The sequence below is a fragment of the Rhodococcus pseudokoreensis genome, assembly GCF_017068395.1.
Taxonomy (GTDB): domain Bacteria; phylum Actinomycetota; class Actinomycetes; order Mycobacteriales; family Mycobacteriaceae; genus Rhodococcus_F; species Rhodococcus_F pseudokoreensis.
Map to the genome: position 1 here is coordinate 324388 of NZ_CP070619.1, position 13659 is coordinate 338046.

General features: G+C 70.0%; 9 protein-coding genes. 2 read left to right on the top strand and 7 right to left on the bottom strand.

Going from position 1 to position 13659, the window contains the following annotated elements:
* Window position 1: 1 nt before the first annotated feature.
* The 7 genes from alaS to aspS all read right to left on the bottom strand — a co-directional run bounded on the left by alaS (window position 2) and on the right by aspS (window position 11901).
* On the bottom strand, window positions 2-2674 hold the full coding sequence (gene alaS, locus JWS13_RS06830; RefSeq protein ID WP_206005061.1) for an alanine--tRNA ligase: 2673 nt from the start codon (window positions 2672-2674) through the stop codon (window positions 2-4).
* Between the two features lie 78 nt (window positions 2675-2752).
* The gene (locus tag JWS13_RS06835) at window positions 2753-4204 is read right to left on the bottom strand and encodes a replication-associated recombination protein A (RefSeq protein WP_206005062.1); all 1452 of its coding nucleotides are present in this window, start codon (window positions 4202-4204) and stop codon (window positions 2753-2755) included.
* Between the two features lie 56 nt (window positions 4205-4260).
* Window positions 4261-5436 (bottom strand): phosphotransferase family protein, encoded by a 1176-nt coding sequence (locus tag JWS13_RS06840; protein ID WP_124390882.1) that lies wholly within the window; start codon window positions 5434-5436, stop codon window positions 4261-4263.
* 65 nt (window positions 5437-5501) lie between these two features.
* Window positions 5502-6452: a transglutaminase family protein gene (locus JWS13_RS06845; protein WP_206005063.1), complete on the bottom strand. Its 951-nt coding sequence runs from the start codon at window positions 6450-6452 to the stop codon at window positions 5502-5504.
* Window positions 6449-9052, bottom strand: a complete 2604-nt coding sequence (locus JWS13_RS06850; protein ID WP_241032124.1) for a circularly permuted type 2 ATP-grasp protein — start codon at window positions 9050-9052, stop codon at window positions 6449-6451. The genes JWS13_RS06845 and JWS13_RS06850 overlap by 4 nt, the downstream gene beginning before the upstream one ends.
* Window positions 9052-10023: a DUF389 domain-containing protein gene (locus tag JWS13_RS06855; RefSeq protein WP_206005064.1), complete on the bottom strand. Its 972-nt coding sequence runs from the start codon at window positions 10021-10023 to the stop codon at window positions 9052-9054. Before JWS13_RS06855 ends, JWS13_RS06850 begins: the two co-directional genes overlap by 1 nt.
* A gap of 69 nt (window positions 10024-10092) precedes the next feature.
* On the bottom strand, window positions 10093-11901 hold the full coding sequence (gene aspS, locus JWS13_RS06860; RefSeq protein ID WP_206005065.1) for an aspartate--tRNA ligase: 1809 nt from the start codon (window positions 11899-11901) through the stop codon (window positions 10093-10095).
* Window positions 11902-12044: 143 nt separating this feature from the next.
* On the opposite strand from aspS, the gene ypfJ reads away from it, so the two are divergent.
* Window positions 12045-12968: a KPN_02809 family neutral zinc metallopeptidase gene (gene ypfJ, locus JWS13_RS06865; protein ID WP_206005066.1), complete on the top strand. Its 924-nt coding sequence runs from the start codon at window positions 12045-12047 to the stop codon at window positions 12966-12968.
* Window positions 12969-13031: 63 nt separating this feature from the next.
* Window positions 13032-13658, top strand: coding sequence for an ArsR/SmtB family transcription factor (locus JWS13_RS06870; RefSeq protein ID WP_206005067.1), 627 nt, complete (start codon window positions 13032-13034; stop codon window positions 13656-13658).
* The last annotated feature ends 1 nt before the right edge of the window (window position 13659 follow it).

A 13659-nucleotide genomic window follows, 5' to 3' on the forward strand; every position in this document is an offset into this window, starting at 1 on the left:
GTTACCGGCTCCCCACCTTGTCTGCGACTTGTGCCCGGACCGCGTCGAGGGCGGCCGCAATTCCGCTGGTGTCCGAGCCGGAACCCTGTGCCATGTCGGCCTTTCCGCCGCCGCGACCGCCGATCTTCGGACCGAATTCCTTCACGAGGTCGCCGGCCGACAGACCGAGTTCCTGGGCGGCCTTGCTCACGGCCACCACGAACGGCACCTTGCCGTCGACGTCGCCGAGCAGCACGACCACGGCGGGCTGGGTGCCGAACCGGCCGCGGATGTCCGTGACGAGTCCGCGCAGGTCGTTGCCGCCGACACCGGCCGGGGCGGAGTCCGCGACCAGCAGCACCGGCCCGACCCGCTGGGCCTTGTCGACGAAGGTGCCCGCCGAGGCGAGAACCGCCTGCGCGCGGGTCTGCTCGAGTTCCTTCTCCGCCACCCGAAGTCGCTCCACCAGTGCCTCGACGCGGGCGGGCACCTCTTCCGAGGGCACCTTCAGCGACGACGACAGCCCGGCGAGCAGCGCCCGTTCCTTGGCCAGGTAGCGGTACGAGTCGAGCCCGACGTAGGCCTCGACGCGGCGCACGCCGGAGCCGACGGACTGCTCACCGAGCAGGGTGACGTTGCCGATCTGCGAGGAGCTGCCCACGTGAGTTCCACCACACAGCTCCATCGAGAACGGTCCGCCGATCTCGACGACCCGCACCTCGTCGCCGTAGTTCTCGCCGAACAACGCCATCGCGCCCATCGACTTCGCCTTGTCGAGGTCGGTGACGAACGTGTTCACGGAGTAGTCGGCGGCCACCGCCTCGTTCGCGACGACCTCGATGTCCTGCTTCTGCGCTTCCGTCAGCGCGCCCTGCCAGGAGAAGTCGAACCGCAGGTAGCCCGGCTTGTTCAGCGAGCCGGCCTGAACGGCGTTGGGGCCGAGCACCTGTCGCAGCGCGGCGTGCACCATGTGCGTGCCGGAGTGCCCCTGGGTGGCGCCCTTGCGCCACGCGGCGTCGACCTGCGCGAGCACGACGTCGCCCTCGGTGATCTGCCCCTCCTGCACGGTCACCTTGTGGACCCACAGCTTCTTGGCGATCTTCTGGACGTCGTTGACCTTCACCCGCAGACCCGGACCGGTGAGGGTGCCGAGGTCGGCGATCTGGCCACCCGCCTCCGCGTACAGGGGACTGCGGTCGAGGATGACCTCGACGTCCTGGCCCACCGTCGCGACGGGGACGCGCTGGCCCTGCGAGATCAGGGCGAGAACGTGTGCCTCGGAGACCAATTCGTGGAATCCGGTGAACTCGGTGGGTCCGCGGTCGAGGAGTTCCTTGTAGACGGTCAGGTCGGCGTGCGCGTGCTTGCGGGCCTGGGCGTCGTCCTTCGCGCGCTGCCGCTGTTCGGCCATCAGCGTGCGGAAACCCTCCTCGTCGACGGTCAGACCGGCCTCGGCCGCCATCTCCAGGGTCAGGTCGATCGGGAAGCCGTACGTGTCGTGCAGCGCGAACGCCTGCTCGCCGCCGATCGTCGACTTGCCGGACGCCTTCACCGATTCGGCGGCGCCTTCGAACAGCTTGGAACCGGACGTGAGGGTCTTGAGGAACGCGGTCTCCTCCCCCACGGCGACCGTCTCGATGCGGCCGAAGTCGCTGTCGAGGACCGGGTACGACGGCGCCATCGTGTCGCGGACGACGGTGATGAACTCCCGCATGCTGGGCTTGTCGGCGCCGAGCAGTTTCGCGGAGCGGACGATGCGCCGCAGCAGGCGGCGCAGGACGTAGCCGCGGCCGTCGTTGCCGGGGTTCACACCGTCGGCGATGAGCATCGCGGCGGTGCGCGCGTGGTCGGCGATCACCCGGAATCGCACGTCGTCGTCGTGGTCGACGCCGTACTTGCGGCCCGACAGTTCCTCGGCCTTCGCGATGACCGGGCGCACGAGATCCGTCTCGTACACGTTGTCGACGCCCTGCAGCAGGAATGCGACGCGCTCGACGCCCATGCCGGTGTCGATGTTCTGCTTCGGCAGCGGTCCGAGGATCTCGAAGTTGTCCTTGCTGACGCCGAGACCGCGCTCGTTCTGCATGAACACGAGATTCCAGATCTCGATGTAGCGGTCCTCGTCGGCCTCCGGGCCGCCTTCCCGACCGAATTCGGGGCCGCGGTCGAAGTAGATTTCCGAGCACGGGCCGCAGGGGCCGGGGATGCCCATGGACCAGTAGTTGTCGGCCATGCCGCGGCGCTGGATCCGCGTCTCGGGGACGCCGACCTCGTCGCGCCAGATGTCGCGCGCCTCGTCGTCGTCGAGGTAGACCGTCACCCAGATCCGCTCGGGGTCGAACCCGTAGCCGCCGTCGTCGACACCGGAGGTCAGCAGCGACCACGCGTGCTTGATCGCGTCGCGCTTGAAGTAGTCGCCGAAGGAGAAGTTGCCGGCCATCTGGAAGAACGTGTTGTGCCGTGTGGTGATGCCCACATTCTCGATGTCGAGGGTGCGCACACACTTCTGGACACTGGTCGCCCTCGGGTACGGCGGAGTCTGCTGGCCGAGGAAGAACGGCACGAACTGCACCATTCCGGCGTTGACGAACAGCAGATTCGGATCGTCGAGAATCAGCGAGGCGCTGGGTACCTCGGTGTGGGCCGCCTTGACGAAATGGTCGAGGAAGCGCCGGCGAATCTCGTGGGTCTGCACGTCAGTGATCCTTATTGTCTGTCTCGAGGGCAACTACGGTCACCGGGTGGCTGGGCACACCCGGCGGTTCGGCAACATTCAGCTTAACCGGCCACCCTGACGGTTCGTGCCGCGGACGATGGCGCGCAGTTTGTCCACACGGCCCGCGATGTCACGCTCGCCGCCGTGGGTGGTGGGCTGGTAGTAGTCGACGCCGACGAGCTCGTCGGGCGGATACTGCTGCGCCAGTACCCCGTCCGGGTGGTCGTGGGGATATCGGTAGCCGACGGCGTTGCCGAGCTTCGCCGCCCCCGCGTAGTGACCGTCGCGCAGGTGCGGTGGGACGAGCCCGGCGTTTCCCGCCGCGACGTCCGCCATGGCGGCGCCGAGTGCGGCGATGACGGCCCCCGACTTCGGGGCGGTCGCGAGGTGGATGGTGGCCTGGGCGAGGGCGAGGCGGGCCTCTGGCATCCCGATCAGCTGCACCGCCTGCGCGGCGGCGGTCGCGGTCTGCAACGCGGTCGGGTCGGCCATCCCGATGTCCTCGCTGGCGTGGACGACCAGCCGGCGCGCGATGAAGCGGGGGTCCTCGCCCGCGGTCAGCATCCGCGCCAGGTAGTGCAGGGCGGCGTCGACGTCCGAGCCGCGGATCGATTTGATGAACGCACTGATCACGTCGTAGTGCTGGTCGCCGTCCCGGTCGTAGCGAACGGCCGCCTTGTCGACGCTCGCCTCCACCGTCGCGAGGTCCAGCAGCACGGGACGGTCCGCGTCACCGGCCTGGTCGAGCGCCGCGCCCGCCGCCGCCTCGAGCGCGGTGAGCGCGCGCCGGGCGTCACCGGCCGCGAGGCGCACCAGATGGTCCATCGCGTCGCCGGCGATCTCGATATCCCCGCCGAGACCCCGCTCGTCGGTGCGCGCCCGCTCGAGGAGGTTCTCGATGTCGTCCGCCGTCAGCGACTGCAGTTGCAGGACCAGTGAGCGGGACAGCAGCGGGGACACCACGGAGAACGACGGATTCTCGGTGGTGGCGGCCACGAGCAGCACGATCCGGTTCTCCACCGCCGCCAGCAGTGCGTCCTGCTGAGTCTTCGAGAAGCGGTGCACCTCGTCGATGAACAGCACCGTCTGCTCACCCGCGAGGAGCCGTCGGCGGGCCAGTTCGATGACGCCACGCACTTCCTTCACACCCGCGGACAGCGCGGACAGCGCCTCGAAGCGGCGCCCGGTGGCACCCGAGATCAGCGACGCCAACGTGGTCTTGCCGGTGCCGGGCGGACCGTACAGCAGCACGGACGCCGCCCCCGACCCCTCCACGAGCCGCCGCAGCGGCGCGCCGGGGCCGAGGAGATGCTGCTGCCCGACCACCTCGCCGAGCGTGCGGGGGCGCATGCGCACGGCCAGCGGTGCGCGGTGGTCGACCGGCACCGGACCGGGAACCGGGCGCGGAGCCACCGCCTCGTCCGACTGCACCGCCTCGTCCGACCGCACCGTCTCGAACAGGCCCGCCGACTCGTCCTCGCCGACATCCGAACCGAAAAGATCGCTCACAAGTTCGACGCTACTGGAACCCGCACCGCCCGACCCAGTCCGGCCGGACCCACGGGTCAGCCGACGGACAGTCCCCGGATCTTGTCGGCGATGAGGCGGGCGTCGTGGGCGACCACCGTGTTCCCCGCGTGATCCGCCGAACGGGCCAGCTTGTCCCAGCGCTGGGTCAGCGCCTCGGACCGCGGCACCGACAGGTGATGCTCGCGGACCGCGGCGATCCGCGTGTGGTTGTCCGGCAGGAACAGGTACGTGCTGAGCCACACCCAGATCAGTTGCGCCTCGACCATGCGGGCGGCGAGCACGTTGTCGTCGGCGAGCGCGGGCCACATCCCCACGACCTCCGCCCGCCAGGCCTCGATCATCGCCTGGGTGCGGTCCTCGGACAGTTCGATGCTGCACAGGCAGCCCGGGAAGGAGACCAGCGCGTACGCGATGTCGAGCATGGCGTCGCGGAAACCGCCCCACTCGTAGTCGAGGAACCGGACGCCCTCGTCGTTGACGATGATGTTGTCCGGGCACAGGTCGGACGGGCTGAACGCCCGGAACCGGCCGCTCTCGAACAGCTTCGCGGCCCGTGCCACCTGTTCGGTCAGTTCCGGGGACACGTCGACGCGGAGGATGTCGGACAGCAGGCCGGGCACGGCGGGCACCGCACGCTCGACCTGCTCGGCGACGGTGTCGTCGCAGTGCGCCACCTCGGCGCGGCGCAGCAGTGCGGTGAAGTCTTCTTCGCGGCCCACGGTGGCCGCGTGCATGCGGCCGAGCGCCTGGGCCATGGCCATCAGGGTGTTGGTGACGGTGTCGGAATCGGAGTGCTCGAGCAGCGCGCTGATCGGGGTGGCGTCCCCGAGGTCGCTGAGCACGAGGAGCCGGGCCTCGAGGTCGGATGCGAGCAGTTCGGCTCCGGGGCGGCTGTCCGTCGCCAGCGCCGTGGCGAACTGGTACGAGACGGCCTCGCGGAGGAAGGCGCTGCGGCTGTCGCCGGACAGGTCGTCGGGATCGACGGCCCGCGCGCCGGACACACCGGACTCCTCGCGGACCTGCTTGATCACCAACGTGCGAGGGAGGGAGAACGGATTCTCCGCCACCCGCACACGGAGCACGATGGTGCGGCCACTACCGCCGAGATCCACGGGATCCACCAGTGTCACGGGTGCCCCTGTGCGACGGGTGAGCAGCTTCTCGGCTGCGGCAACTACCTCTGAAACGGGGTCTGCCAGTATTGCAGTCATCGCGGACCAACTTACCTGCTAGTGACACGGATCATCGAGTCCTCCTCCGGAAGCCCCGATGAATTTCAGCATTTCGGCTGATCCGGTGCGAGTACTTCCATCGGCGCCACGTCAACCGACACCGCAATGGTGCTGTTTCGTGCCTCTGTGTATATGACACCGCGCAGCGGCGGCACGTCGGCGTAGTCCCGGCCCCACGCGACCACGGTGTACCGCTCGTCGACGAGCTGGTCGTTGGTGGGGTCGAAGGCCAGCCACCGGTCCCCCGGCATCCACACCGCGGCCCAGGCGTGCGTCGCGTCGACGCCGATCATCCGTTCCTTGCCGGGCGGCGGCTGCGTCGCGAGGTACCCGGACACGTACCGGGCCGCGAGTCCGCGCGACCGCAGGCAGGCGATGGCGAGCCGGGCGAAGTCCTGGCACACCCCCGACCGCTTCTCCAGCACCTCCGCGACCCGCGTCGACACCGACGTCGCCCCCGACTTGTACTCGAAGTCGCGGTGGATGCGGGTCGTGAGATCGACCACCGCATCCACGAGGGGCCGCTCCGGCGGGAAACTCGGCGCCGCGTACTCGCGGACCGCGTCGCCGATCTCGGGGGGCTCGAGGTCGAGCACGAACTCCTGCGCCATCGCCCCCTCGGTGCCCACCGGGCGGGACAGCTCCCACGGCGCGTTCGCCGGTGCGGCGGCGAGCCTCGCCCTGTCCGGTCCGTAGACCTCGATCTCGGATTCGGCCGACACCACCAGTTCCTCGTGCGGCGTGCTCACCTGGAAGTACAGGTCCCGGTTGCCGTACACGTCCGACCCGGTGGAACGGTCCGCGGGCGGCGGCGTGATGTCGACGACGGAAGCGACGCACCGCTGTTCCTCGGTGTCGCGCGGCAAGAGGTAACCCCGGCCGTACGAGGAGGTCACCGGCCCCGAGTACGTGTACGTCGTGCGGTGGGTGATCTTGTATCGGCGCAGAACCGGACGTTCCGCTGCCGGGTCCGGGTGGGGCGTCGTGTCGGTCATGCGGGGACTCCGCCCGGGGAGGTGCTCGAGGAGGTGCTCGGGGAGGTGCTCGGGGAGGTGCCGCTGCCCCACAGCGGCTGGGTGCCGCCGGGCAGCGACAGCTGGCCCTTCAGCATCACGTCGGACAGTTCGCTCAGCAGTGCGCGCATCGTGGTCGTCAGCTCACCCAGCTCCTTCCGGGACCCGTTCGCATCGACCGATTCGAGTCGCACGGGGTCGACCCGGCGCACGGTGTTGACCATGTCCTCGGCGAGCCGCTCCGCGCGGGACGCACCCGAGGCGTCCGGCAGTGCGGCCAGATTCGTGCGCAACGCCTCCAGTTGGAACGCCAGCGACCGCGGGTTCTTCACGTCGAACAGCAGCAACTCGGCCACGGCCGCCGGGCGGATTCCGCGGTTGCGGCGGCGGTAGACCACGGAACTCTCGGTGGCGACGAGAAGCGATTCGATCACCGCCCGTTCGGTCGCGGTATCCGTCTTCCGCCCGAGGGTCGAGTCCACCAGCGCGATCAGGGTGGCTGCCCGCTCGATCCGTTTGCCGATGTCCATGACGTGCCAGCCGGTGTCGCGGACCAGCGACTCCGCGGCGACCCCGGACAGGGCGAGCATGCCGCCGAGCACCGCGGACTGCGCCTCGAACAGTGCGGACCCGTCGTCGACGGTGTCGGCGGTGACCTGCCCGAGCGCGCGTTCGACGGTGCTGAGGACGGCCCAGATGTCGTTCGACAGTTGCCCGCGCACGGCCCGCGCGGCCTGCTCGACGCCGCGCACCGCGTGGGCGAGCGAGCCGTCCCGGTCGGGGTCCGCCGTCAGCGAGCGGAACTCGGAGCGCACCCGTCGCTGGTCGGTGACCGGATCGGAGCCCGGGTCGGCCCCGAGATCGAGCCCCTCCGGGTGGTTCCCGGCGTCGGCGACCCGCAGGACCGTGTTCAGCAGGATCGGGAGGCTTCCGCCGCCCGCCAGCCACGGTCGCAGGCGGTAGTCGCGGTACTTCTCCCCCACGGCGATCATCAGCCGGGCCGCACCCTCGGCACGTTCGGCGAACCGGCCCATCCAGAACAGTTCGGTCAGCGCACGCGGCGACGTCATCAGGTCGGACGTCGTCGCCGCATACGTGGGCAGGGTCTCCCCGTCCCGCTCGGCGCCGTCGCCCGGGTCGGTGGACGCGGTGCGCTGCGCCAGCCGGATCCAGACGTCCTTCGCCCCGGCGTGGCGGCGGTCCCCGCGCTCGGCCCCGGGAACGAGGGACGTGCCGAGACCGCCGGCCATCGGGGTGAATCCCACCTGCTGCGCGACGCTGAATAACCGCATCCCGACCGGCGCCAACACGACATCCCCGGACCGGTCGGCGGCGGGCGCGTACGACGGGTCCGGGACGATCTGCCCGACCCACCGCTCGGGTTCGGCCCGCACCCGGTCCAGCAGGGCCTCCCGTTCGGCGTCACGGAGTTCGGCGGGCACGATCGGCGCACCCCCGTGTACGGCGCGCAGCACCATCGACGAGGCGTTCGTGAGGATGTGCGACAGCTCCGACCGGTCGCCGCCCCAGAAACTCGGAACCGACTGCAGCAGCAGATCCTCGTCGAGCAGCCGGCGGCACAGGTCCGGAAGCAACCGGGTGAGCGCGGGGTTCTCGAGGATTCCGCTGCCGAGGGTGTTGACGACGGTCACGCCGCCCCGCCGCAGCACCTGGACGAGACCGACGACGCCGGACCGCGAGCCGGGGCGCAGGTCGAGGGGGTCGGCGAGGTCGGCGTCCACCCGCCGGACGATGACGTCGACGCGTTCCAGACTGCCGAGGGACCGCATCCACACGTGCCCGTCGCGGACCACCAGATCGGCGCTCTCCACGAGCGGGAAACCGAGGACCGTCGCCAGATACGCCTGATCGAATGCGGCCTCGGACCGGGTGCGGGGGCTGAGGACGACGACGAGCGGGTCCTCGGTGCCCGCGGGGGCGGCGTCGATCGCCGCGAGCCGCATCGACTGGGCGAACGAGGACAGCGGGCGCGGTCCGACCGCCTCGTAGATGCCGGGCATCGCCCGCGCGATGACGCGGCGGTCCGCCATCGCATATCCCGCGCCCGCCGGGGACTGGGTGTGGTCGCGCAGCGCGTGGAACGTGCCGTCCGCCCCGCGGCCGACGTCGAGTCCGTGCAGGAACAGCTGGTGGCGGCCCGGCACCGTGATGCCGTGCGCCGCACGGACGTAGCCCGGGTGCCCGAACACCGTGCGGGCCGGGACGGCGCCGCTCCGGACGAGGGCCATCGGTCCGTACAGGTCCGCGAGTACCGCGTCGAGGAGCCGGGAGCGCTGCACGAAACCCGCCGCGAGCTGCTCCCACTCCTCGGCGGCGACGATCAGCGGGACCGCGTCGATCTCCCACCGGGGCGATGCGGTCGGCGCGTCCGAACCGTCGAGGGGGTTGTAGGTGATCCCGTGGTTGTCGACGAGCAGCCGGATGCGGGACTGCAGGCGGCGGACGGAGTCGGGCCCGCCGTCCGTGAAGTCCTGGGCCAATTCCGCCCACGGTTCCCGGAGGCCGCCGCCACCGTCGAACAGTTCGTCGTAGCCCGCGCCGTCGTGCGGCGAGACGCTCATCAGGCCCTCCGCCGCTGCGCCGGGGAGCGATCTTTGCGCGCCTGCTCGAGCAGGCGGCGGGGATCGCCGCCGCTGCGCAGTCGCAGCGCCAGGACGAGGACGCCGGCGACGACGATGCCCACCATGTTGACCCCGAGTTGCAGCGCCGCCAGTGCCGCGATGCGCCATTCGCCCACGGTGACCGCGACGACGGCGAATCCGGCCGCCGGAACGGTGGTGACCGAGATGAAGACGCCGACGAGTGCCGCCGACTTCGAGGACACGAGCGCGAGCATGCCTGCCGCACCGGCGAGCAGCGCGACGATCAACGACAGCGGTCCGACGCGGTAGATGAAGTCGACCTGGTCGAGCGACTCGATGCTCTCGAACTCCATCCACCCGATTCGCTCCATCGCCAGCGTCGCGAGCAGTGTCGCCGCCATCGCGAACGGGAAACCGAACAGCAGGGCGATCAGCGACCGCCGGGCCAGCCCGAGCTTGCGCCGCATCAGGGCGACGGCGAGCGCGGCGAGCGGGCCGAACTCCGGCCCCACCACCATGGCCCCGACGACGGTGATCGGCGAGTCGGTGACGACACCCACCGCGGCCAGCAGGCAGGCGATGGTGAGGAACGCGAGGAACGTGACGTTGAGCGTCGATTCCTCACGCGTCCGGCTGACCAGCTCCTCCCACACGACGCTGTCCGCGGGATCGCCTGGGGCCGCCTTCTCCGCCTCGCGCGCGGACTTCGACAGCACCGTTTCGACGGGCTCCACCGTGATCGCGCCGGTGCGGTCGATGCCCAGGGCCTCGAGCGCGTCGATCACATCGTTGGCCGCCTCACGGGCGACGTCGGTCTGGATCGCGTCGCCGGCGGGGTCGATCGCCGCCTGTCGCAGCACCACCACGTGGGTGGCGCCGGGTTCCGCGGCGAGCACACCGAGGACGTCCTCAGTGCGCTCGGCCGGACAGATCACTCGCAGGTGCAACATCGTGTCCCCCGGCTGTTCCGCGTCGTCCGATCGTTCGAGCCCGCCGGCGACACCCGCCGGCGGACCCGCCTACTTCTCGGCGTGAGCGTCGGGCTTCGCCGCGGCGGCGTCGACCTTCGGCTCCGGCTTGGCGTCGACACCCGATTCCTTGCGCTGCTGCGCGGTGATCGGCGCAGGCGCACTGGTCAGCGGATCGACACCGCCACCCGACTTCGGGAACGCGATGACCTCACGGATCGAATCCACCCCGGCCAGCAGGGCGGTGATCCGGTCCCAGCCGAACGCGATGCCGCCGTGCGGCGGCGCCCCGAACGCGAACGCGTCGAGGAGGAAGCCGAACTTCTCCTCGGCCTCCTCGTGGGAGATGCCCATCACCTTGAACACTCGCTCCTGAATGTCCTTGCGGTGGATACGAATACTGCCGCCGCCGATCTCGTTGCCGTTGCAGACGATGTCGTAGGCGTACGCGAGCGCGGAACCCGGGTCGGTGTCGAACGTATCGATCGACTCCGGCTTCGGCGAGGTGAACGCGTGGTGCACCGCCGTCCAGGCGCTGTACCCGAGCGCGACGTCGCCGCTCGCGGTGGCGTCCGCGGTCGGCTCGAACAGCGGTGCGTCGACGACCCACACGAACGCCCACGCGTCCGGGTCGATGAGGTTCTGCTTGCGGGCGATCTCGCCGCGGGCGGCGCCGAGCAGCGCGCGGGAGGACTTGGTGGCGCCGGCGGCGAAGAAGATGCAGTCACCGGGCTTCGCGCCGACGTGCGCGGCGAGGCCCTCACGTTCGGCGTCGGTCAGGTTCTTGGCCACCGGTCCGCCGAGCGTGCCGTCCTCGCCGAGGAGCACGTACGCCAGGCCCTTCGCCCCGCGCTGCTTCGCCCATTCCTGCCAGGCGTCGAGCTGCTTCCGCGGCTGGCTCGCGCCGCCGGGCATGACCACCGCACCGACGTATTCCTGCTGGAACACGCGGAACGTGGTGTCCTTGAAGAACTCGGCGCACTCGACCAGTTCGACACCGAACCGCAGGTCCGGCTTGTCGGAACCGTAGCGGCGCATCGCCTCGGCGTACGTCATCCGCGCGATCGGCGTCTTGATCTCGTGCCCGACCAGCTTCCACAGCGAGGTCAGCACCTCCTCCGCGAGGAGGATGACGTCGTCCTGGTTGACGAAGCTCATCTCGATGTCGAGCTGCGTGAACTCGGGCTGACGGTCCGCGCGGAAATCCTCGTCGCGGTAGCAGCGCGCGATCTGGTAGTAGCGTTCGATGCCGCCGACCATGAGCAGCTGCTTGAACAGCTGCGGGCTCTGCGGCAACGCGTAGAAGCTGCCCGGCTGCAGTCGCGCGGGAACCAGGAAGTCGCGGGCGCCCTCCGGCGTCGACCGCGTCAACGTGGGCGTCTCGACCTCGACGAACTCGTGGTGCGCGAGCACGGCACGGGCCGCGGCGTTGACCTTGGACCGCAACCGGATGGCGTGGCCGGGACCCTCACGGCGCAGGTCCAGGTAGCGGTACTTCAGGCGCGCTTCCTCGCCGGCCTGGTCGTCCAGCTGGAACGGCAGCGGCGCGCTCTCGTTGAGGACCTCGAGCTCGGTGACGTTGACCTCGATCGCCCCGGTGGGGATCTCGAAGTTCTGGTTGCCCTCGGGACGGACCTCGACCACACCGGTGACCTTGACGCAGTACTCGGCGCGCAGACGGTGGGCCTGCTCGGCGGCGGCGCCCTCACGGAACACCACCTGGGACACGCCCGACGCGTCACGTAGATCGATGAAGATCACCCCGCCGTGATCACGACGCCTGGCAACCCAACCGGTGAGGGTTACGGTCTGCTGGGCCTGCTCGGCTCGCAATGAACCGGCGAGATGTGTGCGCAGCACGGGATTCCTTTCGAAACATGGGGCAAGCTACTTCGTTGGCTGAGATCCTACGGAGACACCGTGCGTGAGCGGAAACGCATACCCGCTTCACGTGGGAGGCTCGATCGGCACGCACCGGAAAACTGAAGAGAAAGCGAAGACACATGACCTTCAACGAGGGCGCCCGAATGGACTCCGGCCGGGTGTCGACCGGAGGTGGGGGCGGCGGTGGCCTCGGCGGCAAGTTCGCGATAGGTGGCGGCGCGGGCGGTCTGATCGTGCTGGTTCTGGCGCTGCTCCTCGGCGGCGATCCCGGTTCGCTGCTCGGCGGTCTCAGCGGCACCACCGAGTCCGGCCAGAATTCCGGCGCGGGCCTCGCGGGGTGCGAGACCGGCGCGGACGCCAACCGCGACGTCAACTGCCGGGTGGTGTTCACCGCGGGCAGTCTCGACTCCGTGTGGGGACAGGAACTCGTGCAGCAGACCGGCACCGCGTACGTGCCACCGGAGGTCGTGCTGTTCTCCGGTTCCGTCAGCACCGGCTGCGGCAACGCGACCAGCGAGGTCGGGCCGTTCTACTGCCCGGCCGACTCGACCGCATACTTCGACACCAGCTTCTTCCAGCTCCTCGTCGACCGCTTCGGGTCCAGCGGCGGCCCGCTGGCGCAGGAGTACGTGGTGGCGCACGAGTTCGGTCACCACATCCAGAACCAGCTCGGCGACATCGGACGGGCGCAGGCCGACCCGCGCGGCGCCGACTCGGCCGCGGTGCGGACCGAACTGCAGGCCGACTGCTACGCGGGCGTGTGGGCCCACTACGCCGACACCCTCCCCGGCCCCGACGGCGGACCGCCGTTCCTGAACACCCTCACCGACACCGACATCGACGACGCCCTGTCCGCCGCCTCCTCGGTCGGCGACGACCGCATCCAGCAGTCGGCGGGCGCCCGGGTGAATCCGGAGGGCTGGACGCACGGCTCGTCGCAGCAGCGCCAGAAGTGGTTCGCCACCGGATACCGGACCGGCCAGGTGCAGGCCTGCGACACCTACTCGGCACGCGATCTGAACAACCCGCCCGCGCTCCGCTGACCAACATCCACCGACAAATAATTTTGTCTTGACAGAATTTACTGTCGGTGCGAGAGTTGACGCATGTTGGACGTAGCAGTGATCGATCAAGCGGCCGCCGCCGAGATCTCCCTGGACCCGGTCCGGGCGCGGTTGCTGGCGGCGCTCGCCGAACCCGGTTCGGCGAGTTCCGTCGCCGCGCAGGTGGGATTGACCCGGCAGAAGGCCAACTACCACCTGCGGGCGCTCGAGGAACACGGTCTCGTCGAACTCGTCGAGGAACGCAGGAAGGGCAACGTCACCGAACGGCTGTTCCAGGCCACCGCCGCGTCGTACGTCATCTCCCCCGCCGCGTTCGCCGCCCTCGCGCCCGATCCCGACCGGGCACCGGATCAACTGTCGGCCCGCTGGCTGGTGGCACTGGCTGCGCGACTGGTCCGTGAGGTCGGCGAGTTGATCGCCGGCGCCACCGCGGCACGTCAGCCGTTGGCCACCTACGCGATCGACAGCGAGATCCGGTTCGCGTCGGCGGCCGACCGCTCCGCGTTCGCCGACGAACTCGGCGAATCCGTCAAGAACCTGGTGTCCCGCTACCACGACGAGAACGCCTCGAACGGGCGCAGGCACCGCCTCGTCGTCGCACTGCATCCGAGCCTGAAAACACCGTCCGCGCAAGCGAAGTCATCCGACAACCGCCACGAGGAGAGCTAGT

Coding starts and splice junctions, on each gene's coding strand:
- JWS13_RS06845 (WP_206005063.1), bottom strand. CDS start 6,452: ATGACCGACACGACGCCCCACCCGGACCCGGCAGCGGAACGTCCGGTT.
- JWS13_RS06855 (WP_206005064.1), bottom strand. CDS start 10,023: ATGTTGCACCTGCGAGTGATCTGTCCGGCCGAGCGCACTGAGGACGTC.
- ypfJ (WP_206005066.1), top strand. CDS start 12,045: ATGACCTTCAACGAGGGCGCCCGAATGGACTCCGGCCGGGTGTCGACC.
- JWS13_RS06850 (WP_241032124.1), bottom strand. CDS start 9,052: ATGAGCGTCTCGCCGCACGACGGCGCGGGCTACGACGAACTGTTCGAC.
- JWS13_RS06840 (WP_124390882.1), bottom strand. CDS start 5,436: ATGACTGCAATACTGGCAGACCCCGTTTCAGAGGTAGTTGCCGCAGCC.
- JWS13_RS06870 (WP_206005067.1), top strand. CDS start 13,032: ATGTTGGACGTAGCAGTGATCGATCAAGCGGCCGCCGCCGAGATCTCC.